Below are 26,467 nucleotides of genomic sequence, written 5' to 3'. Positions count from 1 at the left end.
CGCCCCGCCGCTCCTACAGCTTCTGCACCGGCGCGTAACGCAGCAGCAGCCGCTTCGGCTTGTCGTCCCCGAAGTCGATGGTGGCCTGCGCGTCCGCGCCCGCTCCCTTGACCTCCATCACCGTGCCGAGCCCGAACTGGTCGTGCGTGACGCGGTCCCCGACCACCAGGGCGATGACCGGCTTGTCGGTGGCCCGGCGCGTGGCGAAGCCGGACGGGCCCGACTTCGTGCGCGACGAGGACAGGAACGCTTCCGGCGAGGTGCCGAAGGTCGTCTTGCCACCGCCGCCCGCACCGGATCCGTAGCCGGAGCTGCGCATCGGACCGGCCGGCTTCTGCGCGGCGCCTGTGCGCTTCCACTGGAGGTACTCCGCCGGGATCTCTTCCAGGAACCGCGACGGCGGGTTGTACGAGGGCGTCCCCCACGCGCTGCGCATCGAGGAGCGGGTCAGGTACAGCCGCTCGCGCGCCCGCGTGATGCCGACGTAGGCGAGGCGGCGCTCCTCCTCCAGCTCCTTGGTCTGGCCCAGTGCCCGCATGTGCGGGAAGACCCCGTCCTCCATGCCGGTCAGGAAGACCACGGGGAACTCCAGGCCCTTGGCCGTGTGCAGGGTCATCAGCGTGATGACTCCGGAGCCGTCCTGGTCCTCGTCGGGGATCTGGTCGGAGTCGGCGACGAGCGCGACCTGCTCCAGGAACTCGGCGAGCGTGCCGGGGCCGGGGGCCGGGGTGCCGTTCTCGGCGGCCTCGGCCGTCGCGGCCTCCCGCGCCTGCTCGAACTCGAGCGCCACCGCAGCCAGTTCCTGGAGGTTCTCGATCCGCGTCTCGTCCTGCGGGTCGGTGGAGGCCTGGAGCTCGGCCAGGTAGCCCGTACGCTCCAGGACCGCCTCCAGGACGACCGCGGGGCCCGCGCCGGAGTCGACGATCGTGCGCAGCTCCTCCATCAGCACGTTGAACCGCTTCACCGCGTTCGTGGAGCGGGCGGCCATGCCGAAGGCCTCGTCCACGCGCCGCAGCGCCTGCGGGAAGGTGATCTTCTCGCGCATCGCGAGGGCGTCGACCATGGCCTCGGCGCGCTCGCCGATGCCGCGCTTGGGGACGTTCAGGATGCGGCGCAGCGGGACGTTGTCCTCGGGGTTCGCGAGGACGCGCAGGTACGCGAGGACGTCGCGGACCTCCTTGCGCTCGTAGAAGCGGACGCCGCCGACGACCTTGTAGGGCAGCCCGACGCGGATGAAGATCTCCTCGAACACGCGGGACTGCGCGTTGGTCCGGTAGAAGATCGCGACGTCGCCGGCCTTGGCGTCGCCTGCGTCGGTGAGCCGGTCGATCTCGTCGGCGACGAACTGCGCCTCGTCGTGCTCGGTGTCCGCGACGTACCCGGTGATGACGGCGCCGGTGCCGGCCTGGGTCCACAGGTTCTTGGCGCGGCGGTTCTCGTTGCGCTCGATGACCGCGTTGGCGGCGGAGAGGATGGTCTGCGTGGAGCGGTAGTTCTGCTCCAGCAGGATCGTCGTCGCGTCCGCGTAGTCCTCCTCGAACTGGAGGATGTTGCGGATGGTCGCGCCGCGGAAGGCGTAGATCGACTGGTCGGCGTCACCCACCACGCACAGCTCGGCCGGGGGCAGGTCCGGGTAGCCGGTGCCGACGAGCTCGCGCACCAGCGTGTACTGGGCGTGGTTGGTGTCCTGGTACTCGTCGACCAGGACGTGCCGGAAGCGGCGCCGGTAGTGCTCGGCGACGTCCGGGAACGCCTGGAGCAGGTGGACCGTGGTCATGATGATGTCGTCGAAGTCGAGCGCGTTGGCCTCGCGCAGCCGCCCCTGGTACATCGCGTACGCCTGGGCGAGGGTCTTCTCGAACCCTCCCCCGGACTCCGTCCGGGAGGTGCCCCCTGCAACCTGGTCGGCGAAGGCTTCCTCGTCGATCAGTTCGTTCTTGAGGTTCGAGACCTTGGCGTTGAAGGCCTTGGGCGGGAACTTCTTGGGGTCCAGGTCCAGGTCACGGCAGACGAGCGCCATCAGGCGCTTCGAGTCGGCCGCGTCGTAGATCGAGAACGAGGAGGTGAAGCCGAGCCTCTTGGACTCGCGGCGCAGGATGCGTACGCACGCGCTGTGGAAGGTGGACACCCACATGGCGTTGGCGCGCGGGCCGACCAGACCCTCCACGCGCTCCTTCATCTCACCGGCGGCCTTGTTGGTGAAGGTGATCGCGAGGATCTGGCCGGGGTGGACGTTGCGCGCGGACAGCAGGTGTCCGATGCGGTGGGTGAGCACCCGGGTCTTGCCGGAGCCGGCGCCGGCCACGATGAGCAGGGGCGAGCCCGCGTGCACCACGGCTGCGGCCTGCTCCGCATTCAGTCCTTCGAGGAGCGTCGCCGGGTCGATGACGGGCCGGGGGGCGCCGTCGCGGTAGTACGCGTCCCCGCTCATGGGCACGTCGAACCGGCCCCCGAAGAGGTCGTCCGCACCCTGCTCCGGGGCGGGGTGGTCCTCGGGCGGCGGGGGGACCTCGTCGGAGGGGGTGAAGTCCGCCAGGAAACTGTCGTCAAAGAGGCTGCTCATCGCATTCCGAGTCTAGGGGGCGGGACCGACAGCCGGTTGCGGGCCCGGAAATTCGCCGACGGCCAGGGACAGGAGCCCGGGGAACCGGCGCTCCATGTCCTCGCGGCGCAGGACCAGGAAGAGCTTGCGGCCCTCGGGGCGCTGGCAGATCACCCCGGCCTCGCGCAGCGTGCGCAGGTGGTGGGTGACGGTGGAACGGGGCAGGCCCTGGGCCACGGCCCCGCAGAAGACCTCCGTCGCGGATCCGGCGAGGGTGCGGACGATCTCCAGCCGGACGGGATGGCCGAGGGCTGCCAGGACGTCGACCAGTTCGATCCGGTCGGCGTCGGGGTGGTGGAGTTCTTCGGCGGCCATGGAGCAACTGTACGCAGAACCCGAACTGACATTGACCGACCGTACGAGAATCTCGTACGGTCCGACTGTACGAGAAATTCGTACGGTCAGATCGACGTGAGGACACCCATGCCCGCCCACGCCCCGCACCCCCTCGGCCACGCCACCTTCGACGCCTCCTTCGACGGCGCACTCGACGACGCACTCGACGACGCCTCCCTCGCCGCTTCCCTCGACGGCGGCTTCACCAGCCACCACGCCGAGGTCAACGGCACCCGGCTGCACTACGTGGAGGGCGGCAGCGGCGAACCCCTGGTCCTCCTGGGCGGCTGGCCGCAGACCTGGTGGCAGTGGCACAAGGTGATGCCCGCGCTGGCCCGCCGCTACCGGGTGATCGCCGTGGACCTGCGCGGCATGGGCGGCTCCGCCAAGCCCGACGGCGGGTACGACAAGAAGACGATGGCCGCCGACGTGCACGCCCTCCTCGGGCACCTGTCCCTCGAATCGGCCCACATCGCCGGGCACGACATCGGCGCGATGGTCGCCTACGCCTTCGCCGCCAACCACCCCGGGGCCACCCGCCGCGTCGCCCTGCTCGACGTATCGCACCCCGTCGAGTCCTGGACCCGGATGCCCCTGATCCCGCAGGGCGGCAAGCACCTGTGGTGGTTCGCCTTCAACCAGGTGCAGGGCCTGCCCGAACAGCTGCTCGCCGGCCGGTACCACCTGCTCCTGGACTGGCTGTTCCAGAACGCGGCCACCGACCCGGCGGACATCGACGCGCGCTCCCGGGCGGTGTACGCGCGGGCCTACGACTCCCCGGACGCGGTCCGGGCCGGGAACGGCTGGTACCGCACCTTCGCCCAGGACATCCGCGACCTCGCGCAGTACTCCCCCGTGAGCGCCCCGCTCCTCGCCCTCGGCGGTGAGCACAGCAACTACGAGCTGCTGGTCGGCGACGTCCCCGCGCTGGGCACCGACACCCGGGTCGTCCGCGTCGACGGCAGCGGCCACTACCTCCCGGAGGAAGCACCCGGGGCGGTCGTCGAAGAGCTGCTGGCCTTCCTCGGCTGACCGCGCCCGCGCGGGCGGTGGCCCACCGCCGCCCGCCCGGAATCCGCCGAGGGGCGCCCCGTACGCTCGGGCCCATGGACGTACTCATCAATGTCTTCGTCGGCCTGCACATCATCGGGATCGCCTCGCTCCTCGGCGGCTTCCTGACCCAGATGAAGGCGATGAGCGCGGGCACCGCCCGCTTCGTGCCCGCGATGCTGCACGGCGCCCTGACCATGCTCGTGACGGGCGTGCTCCTCGTCGGATTCCGCGAGATGGACGGCTCCGCCGTCAACAACATCAAGATCGGCGTGAAGCTCGCGATCCTCTTCGTGATTCTCGCCCTCGTCTACGTCAAGCGCGACGAGGAGCACGTGGAGAAGGCCCTGTTCGGCGCAGTGGGCGGTCTGACCGTGATCAATATCTTCATCGCCGTTCTCTGGCGCTGATCCCGACCGGTCCTTCAGCGGCCCTCCCCGGTCGCATCGGGACACTTACGATCATCTCGTCATCCGCCCGTTACCTGCGGGTCTAGCGTCCTCCTCCAAGCACCGAGTGAGGAAGGACGTGAGGCCCGCGTGGCCAGTCACCGAAAGCCCAGGCAGCGCCCGTTCTCCGGCGGCACCGTACGGACCGCCGCCACCCTCGCCCTCGCGGGCGCTGCCACCGCGACCGCCTTCGAAGGCACCTCCCAGGCCGACCCCCAGCCGACCCCCGACCAGGTCAAGGCCGAGGTGGACCGGCTCTACGAGGAGGCCGAGGCCGCCACCGAGCGGTTCAACGGGGCGAAGGAGAAGGCCGACGAGGCCGAGCGCGCGCTGACCGGCCTGCGCGACGAGACCGCCCGCAAGGCCGACCGCCTCAACACCGCCCGCAGCGCCCTGGGGTCGATGGCCGCCGGCCAGTACCGCGCCGGGGGCACCCTGGGCACCGCCGTCCGCCTCGCCACGGCCGCCGACCCCCAGGCCTATCTGGACCAGGCCTCCTTCATCACCCGCGCCGGGCACCGCAACGCCGCCGAGCTGTCCTCCGTACGCCGGCGCCTCGACGAGGTCGGACAGCTGCGGGACCAGGCCGCCGGACGGCTGTCGGAACTCCGCTCCCGGCAGGCCGAGGTCGCCGGCCACAAGGCCGAGGCCGAGGAGAAGCTCGAAGCCGCGCGGCGGCTGCTGGCCAAGCTCACCGCCGAACAGCGCGCCGCGTACGAGGCCCGGTCGGCCCCCGCCGCCGGCTCCCCCGCCGCCCCCTCCGGCCCGCAGGGCACGCCGCCCCCGCCCTCCGACGGCTCCCGCGCCGCACGCGCCATCGCCTTCGCCCACGGGGCGATCGGGAAGCCGTACGTATGGGGCGCGACGGGCCCGGGCTCCTTCGACTGCTCGGGGCTGACGCAGGCGGCCTGGCGGGCGGCCGGGGTCTCGCTGCCCCGCACCACCTACACCCAGATCAACTCCGGCCGGCGGGTCGCCCGCGATCAACTGGCACCCGGTGACCTGGTGTTCTTCTACTCCGGGGTCACCCACGTGGGCCTGTACATCGGCGGCGGCCAGATGATCCACGCCCCGCGTCCGGGGTCGACGGTCCGGGTCGCCCCGATCGACTCGATGCCCTGGGCCGGAGCCTCCCGCCCCGCGTGAGCGCGGTTACGGGGCCTTGACCCGCTGGCTCAGCCAGCCGAAGGTCTGCGGCAGCTGCTTCGACCACGAATCGAGGTTGTGGCCGCCGGTCACCTTCTCCGCGTGCACCACCGTCGGACTCTGCGCGATCGCCTTGAGGTCCATGCCCGACAGGTATCCGTCCTGCTCGGCGCCCGACATCCACAGCGAGACCGCGGGCGGCGTCGGCGCGGCCTTGAGCAGGGCCTTCAGGTTGTGGGTGCGGCGCAGCTCGGGGTCCTGGCCGACCAGCGAGGACGGTTCCTGGCCGGGGTCGTTGTAGCCGGACAGGGAGACGGCCGCGCTGTAGCGGTCGGGGTGGGCGATCGCCAGCTTGGCGGAGCAGTACGCCCCGGCCGAGTACCCGGCGACGCCCCAGGTCCGGGCCTCGTCCGAGGTCCGGAAGTTGTCCACGACCATCTTGCGGACGTCGACGCTGAACCAGCTGTCGGCATTGACCTTGCCGGGGAGGTTGGCGCAGCCGGTGTCGCCGTTGCCCAGCAGCATGGCCCGCGGGGAGACCAGGATGAAGGGCGCCACCTTGCCCTCCTTCATCAGCGGCTCCAGCACCTCGTGCGCCTTGAGCCCCTGGAACCAGGACTTGCCCGTGCCCGGTATGCCGGGGATCAGCTCGACCACCGGGAACTTCTTGTCCTTGTACGCCGGGTCGTCGTACTGCGGGGGCAGCCACACCATGACCTCGCCCTTGACCCCGGAGATCTTGCCGTCGAGCTCGGTCTTCTGGACGCGCCCGCCCAGGCCCTCGACCGGCTCGAACTTCTGCCGGACCTTGGGCGCCTCCGCGGCCTTCTTCCCGCCGAGCCCGTCCGGGCCGAGGTCGGGGGCGGCCGTGACGTACTTGCCGGTGCCGAACAGGTCGGACCAGGAGGTGTAGAAGGTCATCTCCCGGTTGAGGCCGATGAAGACCAGGGCGATCGCGGTCACCTGTGCGAAGACCACCATCAGGCCGCGGGTCAGGACGCGTACGGCGACGGGGCCGCGCACCTTGGTCCACACGGCGAGGGGCAGGACGACGGCGAGCAAGGTCGCAGCGACCGCCGTCGCGAAAAGGGGGGTCCCCGTCAGGCTCATCACGGAACCCAAGAGTGCCACGTCCCGGCGCGTGGTTGCCCCCGCCCCCTGCGGCATGGATCACACCGGGCCGGAGGGGACGCGCTGGTCAGACCAGGCGGCGGGCCGTCGCCCAGCGGGTCAGCTCGTGCCGGTTGGACAGCTGGAGCTTGCGCAGGACCGCCGAGACGTGCGATTCCACCGTCTTCACGGAGATGAACAGCTGCTTGGCGATCTCCTTGTAGGCGTAGCCGCGCGCGATCAGCCTGAGGACCTCGCGCTCGCGCTGGGTGAGCCGGTCCAGGTCCTCGTCCACCGGCGGGGCGTCCGTCGAGGCGAAGGCGTCGAGGACGAAGCCCGCCAGCCGCGGCGAGAACACCGCGTCGCCGTCCTGGACCCGGAAGACGGAGTCCACCAGGTCGGTGCCGGTGATGGTCTTGGTGACATACCCGCGGGCGCCGCCCCGGATCACGCCGATGACGTCCTCGGCCGCGTCCGACACCGACAGCGCCAGGAAGCGCACCGGGTTCTCGCCCGCCCCCATCAGCGGGGCGCAGCGGCGCAGCACCTCGACGCCGCCGCCGCCGGGCAGGTGCACGTCCAGGAGGACCACCTCGGGCCGGGTGGCGGTGATGACGGTGACGGCCTGGTCCACGTCGGCGGCCTCGCCGACGACCTCGACCCCGGTCCTCGCGGTCTCGCCGATCTCGGCCTGTACTCCGGTGCGGAACATCCGGTGGTCGTCCACGAGGACCACCCGGACCCTCCTGGTCTCCGCCACAGCGCTGTCCTCGGTCATCCTGCGTTCGCCGCCCTCTCCATCTCCAGCTCGACTTCCGTGCCGCCGTCGGGCGCGGACCGCAGCCGGGCGGTCCCGCCGTTGCGCTGCATCCGGCCGATGATCGATTCTCGTACGCCCATGCGGTCGTCCGGTACCGCGTCGAGGTCGAAGCCCGGTCCGCGGTCCCGTACGGACACGAACACCCTCTGCCCCTCGACCTCCGCGAACACCTGGACCGGCCCGCCCTCGCCACCGTACTTGGCGGCGTTGACCATTGCCTCGCGCGCGGCCTGGACCTGCGCCGCCAGGCCCTCGTCGAGCGGGCAGTCGCCGACGACGACGACCTCGATGGGGACGCCGTGGTGGTCCTCCACCTCGGCGGCGGTCTTCTTCACGGCCTCCGCGAGGGTGGCCGGTTCCTCGGCCTCGTCCTTGCCGGTGCCCTCGGGTTTGTACAGCCAGTTCCGCAGCTCCCGCTCCTGCGCCCGGGCGAGGCGGCGCACCTCTCCGACGTCCTCGGCGTTGCGCTGGATCAGGGTCAGGGTGTGCAGCACGGAGTCGTGGACGTGGGCGGCGACCTCGGCGCGTTCCTGGGCGCGGATGCGCATCAGGCGTTCCTCGGACAGGTCCTGGGTCATCCGGATCAGCCAGGGACCGGCGAGCAGGGCGACGCCGACGAGGACGGCGAGGGTGGCGGTGAGGACGTTGCCGAGCTGCGCGGCGGAGCCCCGTACGACGATGAAGACGGTCAGGCCCACCCCGACCAGGACCACTCCGGCGAGGCCGCGGGCGACCTGGAGCAGGTTGCCGCGGCGGCCGGCGGCCGCGCTCCAGTGGGCGCGGCGGGCGTTGTCGGCCTGACGCCACACGAGGACCACGCCGGCGCCGACGAGCAGCGTCGGCCACACGTAGCGGCCGGAGGTGCCGCCGAGCTGGACCTTGGAGATGAAGATGCCGGTCCCGATGCACAGCGCGATCAGCGCGGTGATCTGGCCCTTGTCGGGCTTGCGCAGGCGGCGGGTGCCGTCGGGCAGGGTCTCGAAGTACGAGCGGTGCCCGCTGCGGCCGCCGACGCCGAGCGGTACGAACACCCAGAACGCGGCGTACAGCAGCACGCCGAGTCCGTCGCCCCACAGGAACAGCCCGAGGAACGCCAGCCGCACCCAGAGCACCGGCATCCCGATGTGCCCGGCGAGCCCGCGCGCGACCCCGCCGAGCATGCGGCCGTCGGCGCTGCGGTAGAGCTTGCGCTGGGGCGCGTCGGTGCCCGGTGGCGGTTCGGCTGCGTGCGGGGTGCGGGGGGCGGCTGCTGCGGGCATGTCACCGATGGTCACACGGGCGGGGAGGGCGTGGCATCAGGGCAGCCCCCCAGTTCTGTCGGGGGGATATCAGGGTTGCGCCAGGGTCGGGCCGGATTCCGCGGAGATGCGCCGCCCGTCACCATGGACCCATGACCGAAGTACACGACGCCCCGCCGGGTGCGGGCCCGCACCCGGCCGATGCCCGGCCGCCCCTGCGCCGCAGCAAGCGGGACAAGGTCCTCGCCGGGGTGTGCGGAGGGCTGGGCCGGTACTTCGGTCTGGACCCCGTGGTCTTCCGGATCGTCCTGGGCGTCCTCGCGGTCACGGGCGGCGTCGGCCTGATCTTCTACGGCTTCGCGTGGCTGCTGCTGCCCCAGGAGGGCGAGGACGACAGCGAGGCGAAGAAGCTGCTGACCGGCCGGGTCGAGGGCGCCACCCTGGCCGCGGTGTTCGCCGCGCTGGTGGGCTGTGCGCTGTTCCTGTCGATGCTGGACAACGGCGGCCTGGCGGTCTTCTCGGTCCTGGTGATCCTGGCGCTGGGCGGGGCCTCGTACTGGTCGCAGCGGCGCCGGCACACCGCTCCGCCCGAGGCGGAGGCGCCGGCGGTGCATTCGCCCGCCCCGCCGGAGACGAAGGCGCCGCCCGCCCCGGGCGGCCCGTCCTGGTGGCGGGACCCGCTGGTCAAGGACGGCACCACCGGCCCGGTCGGTGCCACGGGGTACCTGTGGGGCCCCGACGACGCCGAGCCCGCAGCGGCCGGCGCCGCCGCTCGGGCCGCTGCGAAGCCGACCGCGGCGGCGGCCCGGCCGCGCGGCGGCATCGGCGGCCGGGTGTTCGTGCTGGCCGTGCTCGCCGGAGCGGCCGTGGCGGGCGTCAACTGGGAGGGCCGGCCGCTCGGTGAGGCCCTGCAGGCGGGGCTCGCCGCCGCACTGGTCGTCTTCGGGCTGGGCCTCGCGGTGAGTTCGCTGCTGGGCCGCACCGGCTTCGGCACGATCCTGCTGGCCGTTCTCACCTCCGGCCTGCTGGCGGGGGCCGCCGTGCTGCCCCGCGAGATCGGCACCGACTGGCAGCACGTCGAGTGGCGTCCGGCCGCGGTCGCCGACGTGAGACCCGTGTACGAGGCGGGCACCGGGCTCGCCACCTTGGACCTGAGCCGGCTGGACGTACCGAAGGGCACGACCGTTTCGGTGAGTGCCTCCCTGGACGCGGGACGGCTCAAGGTGGTCGTGCCGCGGGAGGTGACGGCCGAGGCCGACGTCTCCGTCCGCTTCGGCGACATCCACATGCCCGGGGAGACCAGCCGCGACTTCCGGATCCGCAGCGGCGGGGAGAAGCAGAGGGCGACGCTGGCGCCCGCCGCCGGCACCGAGGCCGGCGGGACGATCGAGCTGCACCTCGACGCGGGTGTGGGACAGGTGGAGGTGGCCCGTGCGGCGTCATGAGTTCCAGCCGGGACGGCTGGTCGCGGGAGTGGCCCTGACGGTGGCGGGCGTGCTCTACCTGCTCGACAGCTCCGGCGAGGCGGACCTGCCCTGGTTCACCGTCGTCCCGCTCGCCCTGGGCGGCCTGTCTCTGGCCGCCCTCGTCGGGATGATGACCTACGCCGTGCGGCGCGACCGCCGCGACCGGATCAGGGAGTCCAGCGACAGGTAGGACGCCCCGGCCAGGATGAAGGGGATCCAGGCCATCAGGTAGATGAGGTCCTGGCTGTAGTAGTAGCGCGGGACCGCCCACGACACGGTGAGCCACAGGCTCAGCGAGATCAGCGCGCCGCCGAGGGCGGCGATGCGGGTCAGCAGGCCGGCCAGGACACCGAGGCCGACGAGGACTTCCCCGATGGCCAGGGCGACAGCGAAGCCGACCGGGTTTTCCAGGGCGAGGTCCACCAGAGCGGGGACCGCGGAGAGGTCGCGGGACGATTCCATCACCTGCCCGATGGAGCCGTCACCGGAAGCGGACAGGAACGCGGAGTCGGTCAGCTTGTCCAGACCCGCGTAGACGAAGGTCACGCCGAGGAAGATCCGCAGCGGGAGCAGGGCGTACCGGGAGGCCTGTTCGCGGAGCAGTGCGTAGCGGGAGGGCCGTTCGCTCACCCGGTCGAGGACTTCAGTTCGAGTCACGCACCATGTCTACCCCGTTCACTCCGCCACGTCGACCGTACAGCGGTTGGATTCCACTCCCGCGGCCGTCACCACCTGGATCTCGATGAGGCCCGGTTCCACTTCCGCCGGCACGGGCACCGTGAGGACCGCGTCCGTGGGGTTGGTGAACCCGCCCGGCACCGGCACCAGAGGTACGTGCACGTGCACCGCCCCGATGCGTACCACCAAACGGGCGAGCATCTCCGGGGTCTGCGCCCCGGGCGGTACGAAGCCCACCCCGCGGATCTCGATGTCGTCCCCGGGGCGGACGGCCGCGTCCAGGTCCCCGGGCTCCCGTCTGCGCACCACCGACAGCACGAGCGGGCGGCTGCCCTCCGCGTACTTGCCCGCCAGGTAGACCGCGGCCGACAGGGCCACCAGCAGGGCCAGCGCCCACGGCAGCTGCGGCAGCCGGTCGGGGAACCGGGCCAGCGACACCCCCGCGTAGCCCAGCACCACCGTGGAGACGAGCACGTACTGGGCGTCCGGGAAGCTCCCGCGGCCCGCGTCGTCCGTGAGCAGGTCCACCCCGCGCGGGCGGTCCGCGGGCAGCTTCTGCAGCCGCTGCCCCATGATCCGTACGGCGACCACCCGGCGGACCAGTACGGCGACCCCCGAGGTCAGCGCCACCACGGCCAGCAGCGGCAGCGCCCCGTCCAGCGCGAGTCCCGCGTACAGCGCCTGGCGCTCGGGCCCGGGCTCCGAGGCCGCCAGCCGCAGCGCGGGCAGCAGTGCGGCGAAGGCCGTCAGGACCACCCAGGCGCTGGGCACGGTCTTGGAGGTGGACAGCCGGTTGTCCTCGCCGACCAGCGGGGCCAGCAGTCCGCCGCGCACCGACTGGGCGCGGGCGGCGACCGTCAGCATCCCGGCCAGCACGAGGGCGGTGAGCAGCCCGGCGGTGCGGGCCGTGGTCCAGCCGGTGCCGAGCGCGGTGCCGACCTGGACCAGCAGCAGGACCCCGGCGGCGATCCACACGGCGAGCACGGCCCGCCGCGAGAACAGGTACAGCCAGGAGTTCCCGGCTTCCCGGCCCCGGTCGGCGACCGTCCGGGCCGACAGGGTCAGCTCGTCGGAGACCCACTGCCGGGACGCGCCGAGGGAGTGGGCGACGGCCGCGGGCAGCCCCTGCCCGGAGGCGAACTCGTCGCGCTTCTCCAGGAAGGCCGCCACGGCGCGGCGGTGCCCTTCCCGTGCGCAGTCGTCGCAGGCGCAGGCCGCGGTATGGGTACCGCGGGACATCTCTTGGACAGCCACGTACGTGCCGCCTCTCTGAACTACGGTGCAATGCCAGCGAATTGTGCACCACTGCGCAAGTGCTCCGGATTGCGCACGATGTCAGAGCAGGTGATTAACGGTTCATGATGTTGACGCCACCGGCGTGTCACCGCCCTGGAGGAGCGGCTGGCAGTTCACCCAGGCGGCGAGATCGGACCCGAACCGCTCGCGGGTGGCGACGGCGGCGTGGTGGTCGATCAGGACCGGCTTGCCGGCCGCCCGCGCGATCAGCTGCACCTGCGCGGCCCGTTCCGCGGCGATGAACCACCAGGTGGCGGCCTCCACCGAGTCCCCGACCGTCAGCAGTCCGCGGTTGCGCAGGATCAGCGCCTTGTACGGGCCCAGGGCGCGCCCGATCCGGTCGGGGTCCTCGGCCGCGCCGAACTCGTCGAGCAGCGCGTGGTCCTCGTAGAAGGCGCACGCCTCCTGGGTGACCGGCGCCAGCAGTTCGCCGAGGGCCGCCAGGGCGCGGCCGTACGGGGCCTGCGCGCGGACGACGGCCACCACCTCGGGGCGCCTGCGGTGGACGGCCGCGTGCACGGCGAAGGCCAGCTCGTTGACACGGCGCTCCCCCTGGAGCACCCGGCCCTGGCCGTCGACGAGCAGCAGGTCGGCGGCGGTCAGGGTGGTGAAGGCCCGGCCGAAGGGGTTGACCCAGTAGCAGTCCTCGTAGCCGGGGTCCCGTGCGGTGATCTGCCCGGCCACCCCGTCCTCGTGGCCCAGCCTCCCCAGCAGCCGCAGCGCCCCGGCGAGCCGCTCCTTGCGGTGGGCGCGCGCCTCCTCGACGTCCTCGTGGACGGGAGGCATCTCGAAGCCGAGCCGCTCCAGGGGCACGGGCAGGGGCTGATCCGGCATGTGGCCCTCCTTCAGGTCGCGGCGCAAGGTACCGGCGCGGCCGTCAACTGGCCAGACAAACGGCGAAGCCGCCGCTCAGCAGGGCTGGGCGGCGGCTTCACGGGGTGCGGGTGGGGACTACTCCCACTCGATGGTGCCCGGGGGCTTGCTCGTGCAGTCGAGGACCACGCGGTTCACGTCCGGGACCTCGTTGGTGATGCGGGTGGAGATCCGCGCGAGGACCTCGTACGGCATGCGCGTCCAGTCCGCGGTCATCGCGTCCTCGGAGGAGACGGGGCGCAGCACGATCGGGTGGCCGTAGGTGCGGCCGTCGCCCTGGACGCCCACGCTGCGGACGTCGGCGAGCAGGACGACCGGGCACTGCCAGATCTCCCGGTCCAGGCCGGCCGCGGTCAGCTCGTGGCGGGCGATGGCGTCGGCCTCGCGCAGCAGGTCCAGGCGTTCCTTGGTGACCTCGCCGACGATGCGGATGCCGAGGCCGGGGCCGGGGAAGGGCTGGCGCTGGACGATCTCGTCCGGCAGGCCCAGCTCCTGGCCGACCATCCGGACCTCGTCCTTGAACAGCTGGCGCAGCGGCTCGACGAGCTCGAACTCGATGTCGTCGGGGAGCCCGCCCACGTTGTGGTGGGACTTGATGTTCGCGGTGCCGGTGCCGCCGCCGGACTCGACGACGTCCGGGTACAGGGTGCCCTGCACGAGGAAGGCCACCGCCGGGCCGTCCTCCTGGAGGATCTCCAGCTGGGCCTGCTCGAAGACGCGGATGAACTCGCGGCCGATGATCTTGCGCTTGGTCTCGGGGTCGGAGACCCCGGCCAGCGCGTCCAGGAAGCGCTCCTGGGCGTCGACGACCTTCAGCTGCACGCCGGTGGCGGCGACGAAGTCCTTCTCGACCTGCTCGGTCTCGCCCTTGCGCATCAGGCCGTGGTCGACGTACACGCAGGTCAGCTGGGAGCCGATGGCCTTCTGCACGAGGGCCGCGGCGACCGCGGAGTCCACGCCGCCGGAGAGGCCGCAGATGGCGCGCTTGTCGCCGACCTGCTCGCGGATCGCCGCGACCTGCTCCTCGACGATGTTGCCGGTGGTCCAGGTCGGGGACAGGCCCGCACCGCGGTAGAGGAAGTGCTCCAGCACCTGCTGGCCGTGCGTGGAGTGCATCACCTCGGGGTGGTACTGCACGCCGTACAGCTTCTTCTCGTCGTTCTCGAAGGCCGCGACCGGGACGACGTCGGTCGACGCGGTGACGGTGAAGCCCTCGGGGGCGGCGGAACAGGCGTCGCCGTGGGACATCCACACCGACTGGTTCGCGGGGGTGCCCTCGAAGAGGGTGGAGCCGCTCTTGGAGACGGCCAGGGGGGTACGGCCGTACTCGCGGGCGCCGGTGTTGTCGACCTGGCCGCCGAGGGTGACCGCCATCAGCTGGAAGCCGTAGCACATGCCGAAGACGGGGACGCCGGCCTCGAACAGGGCACGGTCGAGCTGCGGGGCACCCTCCTCGTACACGGAGGACGGACCGCCGGAGAGGATGATCGCCTTGGGGTTCTTGGCCAGCATCTCGGCGACGGGCATCGAACTCGGCACGATCTCGCTGTAGACCCGTGCCTCGCGGACGCGGCGGGCGATGAGCTGGGCGTACTGGGCGCCGAAGTCGACGACGAGAACCGTGTCCGGGGCGCTGTCGTGGGCGGCGGAGGGTGCTTCTGGCACGGGGCGGCCTTCCGGCGGAAGAGGTGGCTGTTTTGTCGATTCTAACGGGGGACGTACAGCCCTTTTCGTCTCACCATCCGAACCCGCTTGGCCCGGAGGGGGACGGAAGGACATAATCCGTCCCATGCGCAAGCAGCTGAGCTTCCTCTTTACCTATGGCACCGGTCGGTCCGGTCGCCATGGGTCCTCGTGATGCTCGCTTGAGCCACTGATTTCCCGGAGCGCCCCGGTCCGACAGGACCGGGGCGCTCCTGCGTTCCCGCACTCCTGTCGGTACGAGCCACGACCCACACCACAGGAGAGATGGACATGAACGCCACGACCACCACCCCCGAGCAGCTGATCGCCGACTCCCGGATGCGCATCGACGCCCTCGACGACCGCATCATCGGCCTGATCCAGGAACGCATGGCCGTCTCGACGGTCATCCAGGAGGCCCGGATCACCTCCGGCGGCCGCCGGGTGCACCTGTCGCGCGAGATGGAGGTGCTCTCGCACTGGAGCGACGCCCTCGGCAAGCCCGGGACCGCGCTCGCGATGACCCTGCTGGAGCTCTGCCGGGGCCGGGTCTGACGCCGTGGTGCCCGCTGCGGTCGGCCGTTCGTCACCCGATCGGCCCGTGACCGCCCCCACCGCCCTTCGTTGGTGTGGTTGGCCGCGCCAGCCAGTCGCGGACCGCAACACCACGCGTGGCTCCGCTGGAGCGATGAGACGCACGGCCGGTGGAGCGTGCGTCGTGGGACCTCGCTCCTTCGCGTGACCGGACGGCAGGGGACAGCAGCCCGGTCACCCCGTAGAAGGACGGCCGGCCCGGGGGACGCCCCGGGCCGGCCGTTCCTTTTCCCGGCCGCGTCCCGCCTCCGGGGCCGCCACACCCCCGGTCGGCTCACCGTGTGACGGACGCCACAGGCCCGTCCGCGGGGTTCCGGTACAACCATCCACCCTGATCACGTGTCACCCCTTGCACGCAGGAACTGCGCTCGGAGGGGGAGCGCAGTCCCTGCGTCACTGCGTCACTGCGTGAGCGCGTCCCCGCGGTCCTGTTTCGGCGGGACCTCCGGGACCCCCAGGAACGGCAGCCGCAGCGCGCCGAAGGCCTTCTCGGGGACGGCCGGGGCGGCCGGCTCCACCGCTGCGAGGCGGGTGTACGCCGCGCCCTGCTCGGGCCGCGGATCGCGCTCGCCCTTGTTCGGCCAGAACGACATCGCCCGCTCCGCCTGCGCCGTGATCGTCAGCGACGGGTTCACCCCGAGGTTCGCGGAGACCGCGGCTCCGTCGACCACCGAGATGCCGGGGTACCCGTAGAGCCGGTGGTACGGGTCCACCACGCCTTCGGCCGCCGAGGCCCCGATGGGGCAGCCGCCGAGGAAGTGCGCCGTCAGCGGGGTGCCCATCAGCTCGCCGATGTTGCTGCCCGCGAACCCGTTGATCTCCTCGGCCAGCAGGGTCGCGGCCTGCGTGGCCTCCGCGATCTGCACCGGGTTCGGGGCGCCGTGGCCCTGCCGTGCGGTGAGCAGCCCCTTCCCGATCCCGCCGGGCTTGCGGTAGGTCGTCAGGGAGTTGTCCAGCGACTGCATGACCAGGCCGATGATGGTCCGCTCCGACCAGCGCCGGTTGGACAGGGAGCGCGCGAACTGCACGGGGTGCTTGACCGTCCTGGCCAGCCAGGCCCGTACCCGGTGGCGGGCGTAGGGGACCTGGAGGACGGTCATGAACCCCATGGCGTTGGAGCCCTTGCCGTAGCGGACGGGCTCGATGTGGGTGTCGGCGTTGGGGTGCACCGAGGAGGTGATCGCCACGCCCCGGGTGAAGTCGGCCCGCTGCCCGGCGCCGTGCCGCTTGCGGTAGCGGCGGTCGTCGGTCTGCGCGCCGACCAGCCCCTCGGAGTTGGTCCGGGTCAGGTCGCCGAGCCGGTCCGACAGCCGCGGCAGCTCGCCCCGGTCCTTCATGGTGTGCAGCAGCGTCTGCGTGCCGTAGGTACCCGCCGCGACGACCACGTGCGGGGCGCGCAGCACCTTGGCGCGGCCCTTGCGGCGGCCGTCGGTGGGGACGGTGCGGACGCGGTAGCCGCCGTCGGGGTCCTCGGAGAGCGCCGTGACGGTGGTCATCGGGTGGATGACGGCTCCGGCCCGCTCGGCGAGGTGCAGGTAGTTCTCGTTCAGGGTGTTCTTCGCGCCGTGGCGGCAGCCGGTCATGCACTCGCCGCATTCGGTGCAGGCCTTGCGGGCCGGGCCCGCGCCGCCGAAGTAGGGGTCGGCGACCTCCTCGCCGGGCCGGACCTTGTGCTGCCCTTCGGCGTCGTCCCCGTCGCCGAAGAAGACGCCGACCGGGGCCATGTGGAAGGAGTCCGCGACGCCCATCCTGGCGGCGGCCGCCTTGAGGTGGACGTCGGAGGGGGTCAGGGTCGGGTTCAGCCGGACCCCGAGCATCCGCCTGGCCTGGTCGTAGTACGGGGCCAGTTCCTCGCGCCAGTCGGTGATGGACGCCCACTGCCGGTCCTCGAAGAAGGGGGCGGGCGGGACGTACAGGGTGTTGGCGTAGTTGAGCGAGCCGCCGCCCACCCCGGCGCCCGCGAGGACCATCACGTTGCCGAGCAGGTGGATCCGCTGGATCCCGTACAGCCCGAGGGCCGGGGCCCACAGGTAGTTGCGCAGGTCCCAGCTGTTCTTCGGCAGGCTCTCGCGGGTGAACCGGCGTCCTGCCTCCAGGACGCCGACCCGGTAGCCCTTCTCGGTGAGGCGCAGGGCCGACACCGAGCCGCCGAAGCCCGAACCGATGACGATGACGTCGTAGTCGTACGACACGGGCGTGCCCCTAACGCAGTCGGAGAGCCTTCATGACCTTGAGGCTGCGGGTCATGAACGCCGCGTACTTCTCGTCGTCCATGCCCAGCGAGGGCGCCATCGGGAGCAGCCGCTGGTGGGCGACGGTCTGGGCCTCGGTGTACTTGAGGATGCCCTCGGAGCCGTGGCGGCGGCCGAGGCCGGAGTCCTTCATGCCGCCCATGGGTGCCTGGGCGCTGCCGTAGGCGGGGGCGTAGCCCTCGTTGATGTTGACGGTGCCGGTGCGCAGGCGGGCGGCCACGGCGTGGCCGCGGCGGGAGTCCTTGGTCCACACGCTGGCGTTGAGGCCGTAGGCGGTGGCGTTGGCCTCGGCGACGGCCTGGTCCTCGTCGGTGAAGCGGTAGACGGAGACGACCGGGCCGAAGGTCTCCTCGCCGCACACGGCCATGGGTGCCTCGACCCCGTCGAGGATGGTGGGCTCGTAGAACAGGGGGCCGATGTCGGGCCGGGCGGTACCGCCCGCGACGAGGGTGGCGCCCTTGGCGACGGCCTCGTCCACGTGCCGCTGTACGGTCTCCAGCTGGCGCTCCCCGACCAGCGAGCCCATGTCGGCGCCGTAGGCCAGGGAACTGCCCAGGCGCATGGCCTTGGTGCGGGCGGCGAACCGCTCCAGGAACGCGTCGGCGACCGAGGCGTGGACGTAGAGCCGCTCGATGGAGATGCACAGCTGGCCGGCGGAGGAGAAGCAGGCGCGCACGGCTCCCGCGGCGGCCTTCTCGATGTCGGCGTCGTGCAGGACGAGCATGGCGTTCTTGCCGCCGAGTTCCAGGGAGACCCCGACGAGGCGGGCGGCCGCGCCCTGGGCGACCTCGCGGCCGGTGCGGGTGGAGCCGGTGAACGAGACGTAGTCGGCGTGGCGGACCACCTCGGGGCCGACGACGGGGCCGTCGCCGAGGACGATCTGGAAGACCTCGGCGGGCAGTCCGGCCTCGATCAGCAGGTCGCGGGCCCACAGGGCGGTCAGCGCGGTCTCGGTGTCGGGCTTCATGACGACCGCGTTGCCCGAGACGAAGGCGGGCAGGGCGTCGCCGACCGACAGTTCCAGGGGGTAGTTCCAGGGGGCGATCTGGCCGACGACCCCGCGCGGCTGACGCAGCTCGGTGACCTTGGTGAGGGTGGGCATCGCGCCCGTGTGGCCCTTGGGCCGCAGGTACGAGGGCGCCTTGCGGCCGTAGTGGCGGGCGGCCACGGCGACGGCCTGGACCTCCTCGTGGGCGTGCAGGCGGGCCTTGCCGGTCTCCAGCTGGATGAGGTCGAGCACCTCGGCCTGCCGGGCCAGGACCAGGTCGTGGAAGCGCAGCAGGACGGCCGCCCGCTTGCGTACGGGGACGGCGGCCCAGGCGGGCTGGGCGGCGCGGGCCTTGTCGAAGGCCTCGGCGACGTCCTCGGGGGTGGCCTCGGGCAGTTCCGCCAGCTGGTCACCGGTGAAGGGCGTGTGGTTGGCGGTGCGGCCGGACCCGAGCACTCCGCGGGTCAGCCGGGCGACCAGGTCGGGGGTCACCACGTCGGCGGCGGTGCGGGCGCCGACCGGGGCCGGGGCGACCGGGTTGGTGGGCTGCGGTGCGGTGCGGAGGGGGGCGGCGGGGGCCTGCGAGTCCGTCATGGCGGTGAGCGTATTGCGCCCGCGGGCCTTTGGGTACCCGTGGGTAACCGGATTTTGCCATTTCCGCCAGTGATTGCTGGCAGGGTGCCGTGATCAGGACTTCGGGGCGGGCGGCTCCCAGCCGCTGAGCACCACGTCGAACTGCTGGCGAGTCGTGCTCCAGACGGAGACCGGGCTCGTCATGTAGATCGCGTACTCGGTGCCGTCCGGAGCGATGTACATCTGCTCGATGGCCCGGCGGGGTCCGGCGTGCACGCCCTTCTCGGTCCAGGTGAACTCCCAGAGCGCGGACCGCAGGCTGTCCCTGAAGGTGTTCGGCTCCAGCTTCTCCCGCTTGTAGTCCGTCCGCTTCTGCACCTGCCGCTCCAGGTCGAGCACGTGCGCGTACGGGTTCTCGTAGTCCGGTGTCGAGTCGGCGGCGATCCGGATGTAGCGCTTCCCGTTGTCCGGGGTGTAGTCGATCTGGCTGCCGTTCACCATGCGCGTCCAGCCGTCCGGGATGAAGAGCGTGAACCCGGAGGGGTCGGTGACCTTGCTGTAGCCGGCCGGCGGCGCCACCTCCTGCGGCTTCCCGTCGTCGCCCGACTGCCCGCCCGACGGCCCGCCCGTGGAACTCGTGCTCCGCTCCGTCCCCGAGTCCCCGGTGTACTTGAGGATCCCGAACACACCGCCGCCGCCGAGCAGCGCCGCCACCAGCGCGACCACCGCGGCGCGTCTGATCCAGCCGCCGCCCTGGACCGCGGGAGCGGCAGCCAACAGCGTCCCGGAACCGGCGGGCTCCGGCAGCGGGGCCGTCTGCGCGGCGTCGCCCGCCGGGGCCGGCTCCTGCGGCCCGTTCTGCGCCGGGGCCAGCTCCTCGGCTCCGACCGCCCGCGTCGGTACGTACGCCTGGGCCGCCTTGGGCTCGCGGCCCTCCATCGCCTCCAGCAGCATCCGTTCGGCCTCCACGGCCGATGGACGGTGCGCCGGGTCCTTGCGCAGCAGCGCCGTGATGACCGGCCCCAGGGCGCCCGCCTGGCGCAGGGCCGGCGGCTCGTCGTTCACCACGGCCTGGAGGCTGGAGATGGGCGACGTACGACGGAACGGAGAGCGGGCCTCCACCGCCGTGTACAGGGTGGCGCCCAGCGACCACAGGTCGGATGACGGGTCGGGAACCCCTCCGGTGACCCGCTCCGGCGCCAGGTAGTCGATGGAGCCCACGAGTTCGCCGGTGCGCGTGATGGACGAATCGCCCTCGATCGCGGCGATCCCGAAGTCCGTGAGCAGGACCCGCCCGTCCTTGGCCAGCAGCACGTTGCCCGGCTTCACGTCCCGGTGCAGGACACCGACCGCGTGCGCGGCGCGCAGCGCACCCAGGACGTGGAGCCCGATCCTGGCCGCCTCGCGCGGCTCGATCCGGCCCGCCGCCTTGGCCGCCTCGGCCAGCGAGGGACCGTCGATGTACTCCATGACGATCCACGGCCGGTCGTCGTGTTCGAGGACGTCGTGGACGGTGACGACCGCCGGGTGCTGGATGCGGGCAGCCGCCCGCGCCTCCTTCTGGGTCCGGGCGTGCAGGACCTCGCGGTCGGCCTGGGCGACGTACAGACCCGCCGTCAGTTCCTTGACCGCGACCGTCCTGTGGAGCAGCTCGTCATGCGCGCGCCACACCTTGCCCATGCCGCCGCGTCCGATGGGCTCCACGAGCCGGTACCGGCCCGCGAGCACGGCGCCCGCACCTGTCTGCTGTTCCACGAAACCCCGCCGCTCTGTGCACTTCGGGCCAGATTACGGAGCCCTTGGGCGCTGCTGGAACCACGCGGGCGCGGTGAGACAGCACTGTGACGCAATTGCCGTACTGATCGTCCGTCAGCACGGCCTCAGCCGCCCGCCCGGTAACTCGCCGTGGCCTTCTCGAAGACCTCGGTGACCTTGCCCTCCTCGTCCTGCGGACCCGTCACCACGACCACGTGGTAGCTGCCGCCGAGCGCGACGACGAAGTTGCGGGCCACCACGCTGCGGCCGTTGCCGTCGATCCACGTGTACTTGCCGGTGGCCCGCAGCTGCTGACCCACCTTCGTGCTCTTGACCTCGCTGACCGTGGACCAGGTGGAGGTGCGGTACGGGGTCAGCTCCTGTTCCTTGTCCTTCTGGTAGGCCGCCGGATCCGGATTGCCCTCGACCTTGTCCCGGCCCGGGACCACGGTCAGCGCGAACTGCCCGTCGGTGTACCGCACCTGGCCCGCCTCGTTGATGCCGCGGCGCTCCCAGCCGTTCGGCACCACGATCTCGAAGTGCTCCGGGTCCTGCTGGGAGGTGTACCCGGCCGGGGCGGGCGCCGCCGGGGCGGCGGGCGAGGTGGCCGTCTGCGGCGCGGGCTTGGACTCGGGCGTCCCGGTGGGGGTGCCGGACGAGGCACCGGGCGTGGCGGGGCCGCCCGTCGGGCCCTGTGAGGGGCTCGGGGCAGCGCCGCCCCGACCCTCTTCGCCGGCCCGCGGCATGAACACCATCGCGTACGCCACGGCCCCGGCGAGCAGGACGAGGATGCCCACGAGCAGGATCCGGCCGAGGGCGCGCGGCTTGCGCGGGGCCGCCGGATTGCGGTGCCTGCCGTGCAGGTCGCCGCGCCTGCGCACGACGGGCAGCCGCGCCGGGTCGGGCTCCGGCATCGGGAGGGCGGCGAACCCGGCCTCCGGTTCGGGCGCGGAGCGCACGAGGGAGCGCAGCCAGCCGCGGAGCTCCTCGAAGTCGGGGCGTTCGGTGGGGTCCTGGCGCAGCAGCGACTCCACGACCGGGCGCAGCGCGCCGCATTCCTCGGCGAAGGCGGGCGGCTCGGAGCACACCATCTCGACGAGCTCGGAGACGCCGTCCTCGGGGTACGGGGCGTGCCCCTGCACGGCGCGGTAGAGCAGCGCGCCGAGCGCCCAGAGGTCGGTGGCGGGCCCGACGGGGGCCGCCAGCTGCCAGGGACCGGTCACGGCACGCGCCTGTTCGGGGGCCCAGCGCTCGGTGACGGCCCCGACGACGGCCATCCGGGTCAGCCGGGCGCGCTCGGCGTCCAGCCCGGTACGGGGACCACCGGCCCAGCCGTCGGAGCGGGGCTGACGGGGCGCGTCCACGGCCCCGGGCTGCGCTGCGGCGCGGGCTTCCGCGGCTTCGGCGCGGGCTTCGGCCTGACGGTAGCCCTGGGGCAGGGCGAGTTGTGCGGGCAGGGCCGGCCGGGCGGACCCGTTCTGCGGCTGCGCCCCTGGCCACGGCGGGGACGGCTGCTCGGCCCGCGGGAGGGCCTGCGGCCCGGCCGGAGCCGCGTACCGGCCCTCGGGCCCCTGCTGCGGGTCCTGCTCCCGGAACCGCTCCTGGCCTTGGTCCTGCGCCCACTCCTGGCCCTGGTCCTGCGCCGACTCCTGGCCCTGCTCCTGCTCCCGGTCCTGCGCCGGGTCGTACAGTCGGCCCTGCTCGGGGCCCTGCGCCTGCTCCAGTGACCCGGCCGACGGGAGGGCCGGGCGGCGCGGGGTCGCGCCGTGCCAGGGCACGGAGGTCCCGCCCTGCGGGCCGCCGTAGGGGTACGAGTACCCGTGCGGCAGCGTCGACCCCTCGGGCCGCGCCTCCGGGGCGGGTTCGGCCCCGGCACCGGCCCCGGCACCGGCCCCGGCACCGGCCCTGCGCTCCTCGATGACCCTGGCCGCGGCGGCCCGCGCCCCGGCCCGGTAGGCGGCGACGGCCCCGGCGCGCGCGGCAGCCTTGGGGTCGGGCCGCTCCTCGGGCCGTCCGGGGGTGATGTGGTCGCGGTAGCGGGGCCCGGTGTCGTACCCGGGAGCCACGAGCGGCGCATCGGCCGGCCCGGGCTGCACGGGCTGCACGGGCTGCACGGGCGCGGGCAACGGCGCAGGGACGTGCTCGGGCTCGGGTGCGGGCTCTAACCCGTAAGGCTCCTGCGGTCCGTGGCCGAAGCCGCCGCCCCCCGGCACCTGCGGGGCGTCCCATCCCGTACCACTGCCCGGAGCGGAATCCTGCCCGGGGACGGGGTCGTACCCGCACAGGGCGTCCTCGGCGGCGCCCGCCGCCAGTCCCGTCAGCACCACCCGGCCGTCGTCGCAGACCAGGACCGTCCTGACGGTGATGTTCCGGTGCGTCCAGCCGTGCGCGTGCAGCACGCGCAGAGCGGTGAGCACGTCGGAGGCGACTTCCGCCGCCCGGTAGGGGGTCAGCGGTTCATCGGCGATCAGCGCGGCCAGCGGCCGGGCCGGGACCAGTTCGCTCACTATCCACAGCGACCCGCCCTCGGCGAACACGTCGAAGACCTGGTCCAGCCGCGGATGGTCCGGCACCGCGGCCGCCGCCTGAGCCGCCTCGATCGCGCGCCGCACGGCCGGCAGTTCCGCCGCGGAACGGCGCCCGGCGGCCGGGGCCCGGTGCCCGTCCAGCATCTCGGCGTCGACGAGCTCCGGCAACGGCACCTGCCGGACCAGGACTTCCTGTCCGCTACGGGTGTCGAACGCGCGGGTCTCGACCAGTTCGTACTCGTCCGTCGGCGGCAGGGGCAGCCGGTAGCGGTCGGCGAGGATCCGGCCCGCGTACTCCTCCACATCGCCTCCCCCGAGTGCGTCGGGTCCCCCGTGGCCCCGCTGACACGATACGTCGCCGGGGCCGCCCGCGTCCCGAGCCTGACAAGGCTCGTCAGCCGAGCACTTGGAAGCTCTCGAACGCGGTGTTGCGCATCTGCGTGCACTCGGGGCCGTCCCACTGGTCGGCGGGGCAGCTGATCATGATGGCGTAGCCGTGCGTGGCGTCCACCTTGAAGCCGCGGTTGAGGACGCGGACCTTGATGCCCTGCTGTTCCCGCTCGAACTGCCAGTCCGCGACGGTCGGGTAGCCCCGGTACTCCACCGTGTCGAGGCTGATGATGCGGTAGCCCTTGCTGCTGCCCGCGACGGCCGGGCCCGCCTTGGCCCAGGCCAGGCGGGCGTCGTTGCCGGGGCTGGCGGTGTAGTCGACCTGGATGCGCGGGAAGCCGCCGTCGCGGCTGTATATGGCACCGGAGTTCTCGCCCGCTATGGCCTGCTGCTTGAAGCCCTCGGGCATCGCCATCGAGAAGTGGAAGCCGAGGTCCGTCACCACGGCGTACCCGGCCGGTACCCCGCCGGGGCCGCCGGTCGTGGAGCCCTGGCCCTGCCCCTGTCCCTGGCTCGTGCCCGTGCCCGGGCTCTGCTGGCCCTGACCCGGCTGGCCGCCGCCTTCCGTACCGCCGCCGTCGGCCGTGCCGTTGCCGTTGGCGCCGCCGTTCGGGTCGGTGCCCTTCGGCGACTCGCCGCCGCCGGCGGTGGTGGCCGGGGTGCTGCCCGGGGACTGGGCCCCGGACGCGGCCGGGGTGGGCTTCCCGCCCTTGCCCTCGTCCTTGCGTCCGCCCTTGTCGTCGTCGCCGCTGACGGCGTAGGCGATCAGCGAGCCGACCACCGCGAGCACGACGAGCACACCGGCTATCGCGAGCGCGATGGTGCGGCGCGGCATCACGTCGGTGAGCGGGGCCGCGACCGGAGCCGGCCGGGAGGACGGGGCGGGCGGTTCCGCGGCCGAGACCGCGGTGGCGGGCGCGGTGGCGGCCGCCGCCTTGCGGGCCGCCTTCAGTGCGGCACGGGCCCGTTCGCGCTGCTCGCGGTCGCGCCGTTCGCGTTCCTTCTTCTCCGCCTTCTCCGCGGCCTTCTCCGCGGCGGCCTTCTCGGCCGCCTGCTTGGCGTCCGCCAGCGATATCTGCCGGGTCTCGTCGGCGGGGACCGGTACGGGCTTCGGCGCGGGCTCGGGTGCGTCGAGCACGGCGGTGAGCATCGCCCGCGCCCGGTCGTCGTCGAGCCGCTGGGCCGGGTCCTTGGCGAGCAGGCCGTAGATGACCTCGGTCAGCGGACCGGCGTTCTTGGGCGGGTCCACCGGCTCGGTCATCACCGCGGTGAGCGTGGCGAGGGCGGAGCCCTTGTCGTACGGGGGCGTGCCCTCGACGGACGCGTACAGCAGGCCGCCGAGCGACCACATGTCGGCCGGCGGGCCGGGCTTGTGACCGCGGGCGCGCTCGGGGGAGATGTAGGAGGGGGCGCCGACGAGCATGCCGGTGGAGGTGACGGAGGGGTCGCCCTCGACCTGCGCGATGCCGAAGTCGGTGAGGACGACGCGGCCGCTGCCCGCGATGAGCACGTTGGACGGCTTCACGTCCCGGTGCAGGATGCCCTGGCCGTGCGCGGCGCGCAGGACGTCGAGCACGGCGAGGCCGACCTCGGCGGCGCGGCGCGGGGTCAGCGGGCCGTTCTCCCGGATGAACTCGGCGAGCGAGGAGCCCTCGATGAGCTCCATGACGATCCAGGGGCGGGCGTCCTCGTCGACGACGTCGTAGACGGTGACGGCGCCGCCGCTGCGGATCCGGGCGATCGCCTTGGCCTCGCGGAGCGTACGGGTGATGAGGCGGCGCTTCTCGTCCTCGTCGACGCCGGTGCTGAAGCGGAGCTCCTTGACGGCGACCGTCCGGCCGAGGATCTCGTCCTCGGCACGCCATACGGTGCCCATGCCGCCCTTGCCCAGGACGGAGCCGAGCCGGTAGCGGCCGGCGAGCAGCCGTCCCTTGTCCTGCCCGGCAGCCGCCGCCTTCCCGGCCTCGGCCCTGGCCTTGACCTCGGCGGCCACGGCATCCGCCTTGACCGTCACGGACGTCCCACCCGCGGGCTTCGCGTCCGCGGGCTCGGCGGGCTTGGCATCCGCAGGCGCAGCAACGGGCTTGGCCTCCGCACCCCCGGCGCGAGCAGCAGCAGGCTTCGCCAGATCGGCCTTGGCCGCCACAGGCTTCGCATCCGCAGGCTCGGCAACGGGCTTCGCCCCTGCGGGCTCGGCGTCCGCAGCCTCAGCGGCAGCAACAGGCTTCGCTCCCACAGGCCTCGCGTCCGAAGGCTCAGCGACGGCAGCAGGCTTCGCCAGATCGGCCTTGGCCGCCACAGGCTTCGCACCCGCAGGCTCGGCAACGGGCTTCGCCCCTGCGGGCTCGGCGTCCGCAGCCTCAGCGGCAGCGGCAGCAACAGGCTTCGCCAGGTCGGCCTTCGCCCCCACAGGCTTGGCCGCCGCAGGCTTCGGCTTCGCCGCCACGGGCTTCTTCGGCTTCGCCGCCGCAGGCCCGGCGTCGGCCGCAGCCTCGGAGGGCTCGGCCGGATCGGCCCCACCCGCCCTCGGCTGCGCAGCAACGGGCTGCGCCGGATCGGCCTCGCCCGCCCCCGGCTGCGCAGCAACCGGCTCCGGCGACTCGGTGTGCTCCGGCTTCGACATGCGTCCCCTCTGCGATC

Annotated in this window: 20 protein-coding genes; 6 read left to right on the top strand and 14 right to left on the bottom strand. The window is 72.8% G+C overall.

The window, feature by feature from the left end:
* Positions 1 to 13 precede the first annotated feature (13 nt).
* A complete protein-coding gene (gene pcrA / locus IO30_RS0123590; protein ID WP_031145877.1) occupies positions 14 to 2,563 on the bottom strand; it encodes a DNA helicase PcrA in 2,550 nt (849 codons plus the stop codon).
* Positions 2,564 to 2,575: 12 nt separating this feature from the next.
* Positions 2,576 to 2,917: an ArsR/SmtB family transcription factor gene (locus IO30_RS0123585; RefSeq protein ID WP_037894947.1), complete on the bottom strand. Its 342-nt coding sequence runs from the start codon at positions 2,915 to 2,917 to the stop codon at positions 2,576 to 2,578.
* 96 nt (positions 2,918 to 3,013) lie between these two features.
* Between IO30_RS0123585 and IO30_RS0123580 the strand changes: the two genes are divergently transcribed.
* The 3 genes from IO30_RS0123580 to IO30_RS0123570 all read left to right on the top strand — a co-directional run bounded on the left by IO30_RS0123580 (position 3,014) and on the right by IO30_RS0123570 (position 5,583).
* On the top strand, positions 3,014 to 3,970 hold the full coding sequence (locus IO30_RS0123580) for an alpha/beta fold hydrolase (protein WP_234321821.1): 957 nt from the start codon (positions 3,014 to 3,016) through the stop codon (positions 3,968 to 3,970).
* A gap of 74 nt (positions 3,971 to 4,044) precedes the next feature.
* Complete coding sequence (locus tag IO30_RS0123575) at positions 4,045 to 4,398, top strand: hypothetical protein (protein WP_031145871.1); 354 nt, start codon at positions 4,045 to 4,047, stop codon at positions 4,396 to 4,398.
* Between the two features lie 129 nt (positions 4,399 to 4,527).
* Positions 4,528 to 5,583 (top strand): C40 family peptidase, encoded by a 1,056-nt coding sequence (locus IO30_RS0123570; RefSeq protein ID WP_031145869.1) that lies wholly within the window; start codon positions 4,528 to 4,530, stop codon positions 5,581 to 5,583.
* A 6-nt stretch (positions 5,584 to 5,589) separates the two neighbouring features.
* On the opposite strand, the gene IO30_RS0123565 is transcribed toward IO30_RS0123570, so the two are convergent.
* From IO30_RS0123565 to IO30_RS0123555, 3 genes are all read right to left on the bottom strand, one after another.
* Positions 5,590 to 6,693, bottom strand: a complete 1,104-nt coding sequence (locus IO30_RS0123565; protein WP_031145867.1) for an alpha/beta hydrolase — start codon at positions 6,691 to 6,693, stop codon at positions 5,590 to 5,592.
* 88 nt (positions 6,694 to 6,781) lie between these two features.
* Positions 6,782 to 7,471: a LuxR C-terminal-related transcriptional regulator gene (locus IO30_RS0123560; protein ID WP_031145866.1), complete on the bottom strand. Its 690-nt coding sequence runs from the start codon at positions 7,469 to 7,471 to the stop codon at positions 6,782 to 6,784.
* Entirely contained in the window at positions 7,468 to 8,772 is a 1,305-nt protein-coding gene (locus IO30_RS0123555) for an ATP-binding protein (RefSeq protein ID WP_031145864.1), read from the bottom strand. The genes IO30_RS0123560 and IO30_RS0123555 overlap by 4 nt, the downstream gene beginning before the upstream one ends.
* Before the next feature lie 131 nt (positions 8,773 to 8,903).
* Here IO30_RS0123555 and IO30_RS0123550 point away from each other — a divergent pair, with 131 nt between their 5' ends.
* Both IO30_RS0123550 and IO30_RS0123545 read left to right on the top strand, forming a co-directional pair.
* Entirely contained in the window at positions 8,904 to 10,196 is a 1,293-nt protein-coding gene (locus IO30_RS0123550; RefSeq protein ID WP_031145862.1) for a PspC domain-containing protein, read from the top strand.
* On the top strand, positions 10,183 to 10,407 hold the full coding sequence (locus tag IO30_RS0123545; RefSeq protein WP_031155700.1) for a hypothetical protein: 225 nt from the start codon (positions 10,183 to 10,185) through the stop codon (positions 10,405 to 10,407). Before IO30_RS0123550 ends, IO30_RS0123545 begins: the two co-directional genes overlap by 14 nt.
* Here IO30_RS0123545 and IO30_RS0123540 read toward each other — a convergent pair.
* The 4 genes from IO30_RS0123540 to guaA form a co-directional block, all read right to left on the bottom strand.
* Positions 10,353 to 10,874 (bottom strand): DoxX family protein, encoded by a 522-nt coding sequence (locus IO30_RS0123540; protein ID WP_234321822.1) that lies wholly within the window; start codon positions 10,872 to 10,874, stop codon positions 10,353 to 10,355. The two genes, IO30_RS0123545 and IO30_RS0123540, sit on opposite strands and share 55 nt — an antisense overlap.
* An 18-nt stretch (positions 10,875 to 10,892) precedes the next feature.
* Complete coding sequence (locus tag IO30_RS0123535) at positions 10,893 to 12,134, bottom strand: hypothetical protein (RefSeq protein WP_373316540.1); 1,242 nt, start codon at positions 12,132 to 12,134, stop codon at positions 10,893 to 10,895.
* A gap of 117 nt (positions 12,135 to 12,251) precedes the next feature.
* Entirely contained in the window at positions 12,252 to 13,025 is a 774-nt protein-coding gene (locus tag IO30_RS0123530) for a class II aldolase/adducin family protein (RefSeq protein WP_031145855.1), read from the bottom strand.
* 117 nt (positions 13,026 to 13,142) lie between these two features.
* Positions 13,143 to 14,729, bottom strand: a complete 1,587-nt coding sequence (gene guaA, locus IO30_RS0123525; protein WP_031145853.1) for a glutamine-hydrolyzing GMP synthase — start codon at positions 14,727 to 14,729, stop codon at positions 13,143 to 13,145.
* 267 nt (positions 14,730 to 14,996) lie between these two features.
* Here guaA and IO30_RS0123520 point away from each other — a divergent pair, with 267 nt between their 5' ends.
* A complete protein-coding gene (locus IO30_RS0123520) occupies positions 14,997 to 15,302 on the top strand; it encodes a chorismate mutase (RefSeq protein WP_267886479.1) in 306 nt (101 codons plus the stop codon).
* 440 nt (positions 15,303 to 15,742) lie between these two features.
* On the opposite strand, the gene IO30_RS0123515 is transcribed toward IO30_RS0123520, so the two are convergent.
* The 5 genes from IO30_RS0123515 to IO30_RS0123495 all read right to left on the bottom strand — a co-directional run bounded on the left by IO30_RS0123515 (position 15,743) and on the right by IO30_RS0123495 (position 26,450).
* Entirely contained in the window at positions 15,743 to 17,533 is a 1,791-nt protein-coding gene (locus IO30_RS0123515; protein WP_037894943.1) for a GMC oxidoreductase, read from the bottom strand.
* 10 nt (positions 17,534 to 17,543) lie between these two features.
* Positions 17,544 to 19,175: a succinic semialdehyde dehydrogenase gene (locus tag IO30_RS0123510; RefSeq protein WP_031145848.1), complete on the bottom strand. Its 1,632-nt coding sequence runs from the start codon at positions 19,173 to 19,175 to the stop codon at positions 17,544 to 17,546.
* Between the two features lie 93 nt (positions 19,176 to 19,268).
* Positions 19,269 to 20,909 carry a serine/threonine-protein kinase gene (locus IO30_RS0123505; RefSeq protein WP_031145846.1) on the bottom strand — a complete coding sequence of 547 codons (1,641 nt, stop codon included), beginning with the start codon at positions 20,907 to 20,909 and terminating at the stop codon, positions 19,269 to 19,271.
* Between the two features lie 125 nt (positions 20,910 to 21,034).
* Positions 21,035 to 23,740 carry a protein kinase gene (locus tag IO30_RS0123500; protein ID WP_031145844.1) on the bottom strand — a complete coding sequence of 902 codons (2,706 nt, stop codon included), beginning with the start codon at positions 23,738 to 23,740 and terminating at the stop codon, positions 21,035 to 21,037.
* A gap of 91 nt (positions 23,741 to 23,831) precedes the next feature.
* Positions 23,832 to 26,450 carry a serine/threonine protein kinase gene (locus IO30_RS0123495; protein WP_107066923.1) on the bottom strand — a complete coding sequence of 873 codons (2,619 nt, stop codon included), beginning with the start codon at positions 26,448 to 26,450 and terminating at the stop codon, positions 23,832 to 23,834.
* Between the last annotated feature and the right edge of the window lie 17 nt (positions 26,451 to 26,467).

It is taken from the genome of Streptomyces xanthophaeus, from assembly GCF_000725805.1.
GTDB classification, from domain to species: Bacteria; Actinomycetota; Actinomycetes; order Streptomycetales; family Streptomycetaceae; genus Streptomyces; species Streptomyces xanthophaeus.
Note: the sequence above shows the minus strand (reverse complement) of the source record. Positions and strands in the feature narration are given on the sequence as shown.

Bases quoted from the DNA above. Each gene is read 5' to 3' on its own strand.
- IO30_RS0123560 (WP_031145866.1), bottom strand. From the start codon at position 7,471: ATGACCGAGGACAGCGCTGTGGCGGAGACCAGGAGGGTCCGGGTGGTC.
- IO30_RS0123530 (WP_031145855.1), bottom strand. From the start codon at position 13,025: ATGCCGGATCAGCCCCTGCCCGTGCCCCTGGAGCGGCTCGGCTTCGAG.
- IO30_RS0123550 (WP_031145862.1), top strand. From the start codon at position 8,904: ATGACCGAAGTACACGACGCCCCGCCGGGTGCGGGCCCGCACCCGGCC.
- IO30_RS0123565 (WP_031145867.1), bottom strand. From the start codon at position 6,693: ATGAGCCTGACGGGGACCCCCCTTTTCGCGACGGCGGTCGCTGCGACC.
- IO30_RS0123535 (WP_373316540.1), bottom strand. From the start codon at position 12,134: ATGTCCCGCGGTACCCATACCGCGGCCTGCGCCTGCGACGACTGCGCA.
- IO30_RS0123510 (WP_031145848.1), bottom strand. From the start codon at position 19,175: ATGACGGACTCGCAGGCCCCCGCCGCCCCCCTCCGCACCGCACCGCAG.
- pcrA (WP_031145877.1), bottom strand. From the start codon at position 2,563: ATGAGCAGCCTCTTTGACGACAGTTTCCTGGCGGACTTCACCCCCTCC.
- IO30_RS0123555 (WP_031145864.1), bottom strand. From the start codon at position 8,772: ATGCCCGCAGCAGCCGCCCCCCGCACCCCGCACGCAGCCGAACCGCCA.
- IO30_RS0123495 (WP_107066923.1), bottom strand. From the start codon at position 26,450: ATGTCGAAGCCGGAGCACACCGAGTCGCCGGAGCCGGTTGCTGCGCAG.
- IO30_RS0123575 (WP_031145871.1), top strand. From the start codon at position 4,045: ATGGACGTACTCATCAATGTCTTCGTCGGCCTGCACATCATCGGGATC.
- IO30_RS0123585 (WP_037894947.1), bottom strand. From the start codon at position 2,917: ATGGCCGCCGAAGAACTCCACCACCCCGACGCCGACCGGATCGAACTG.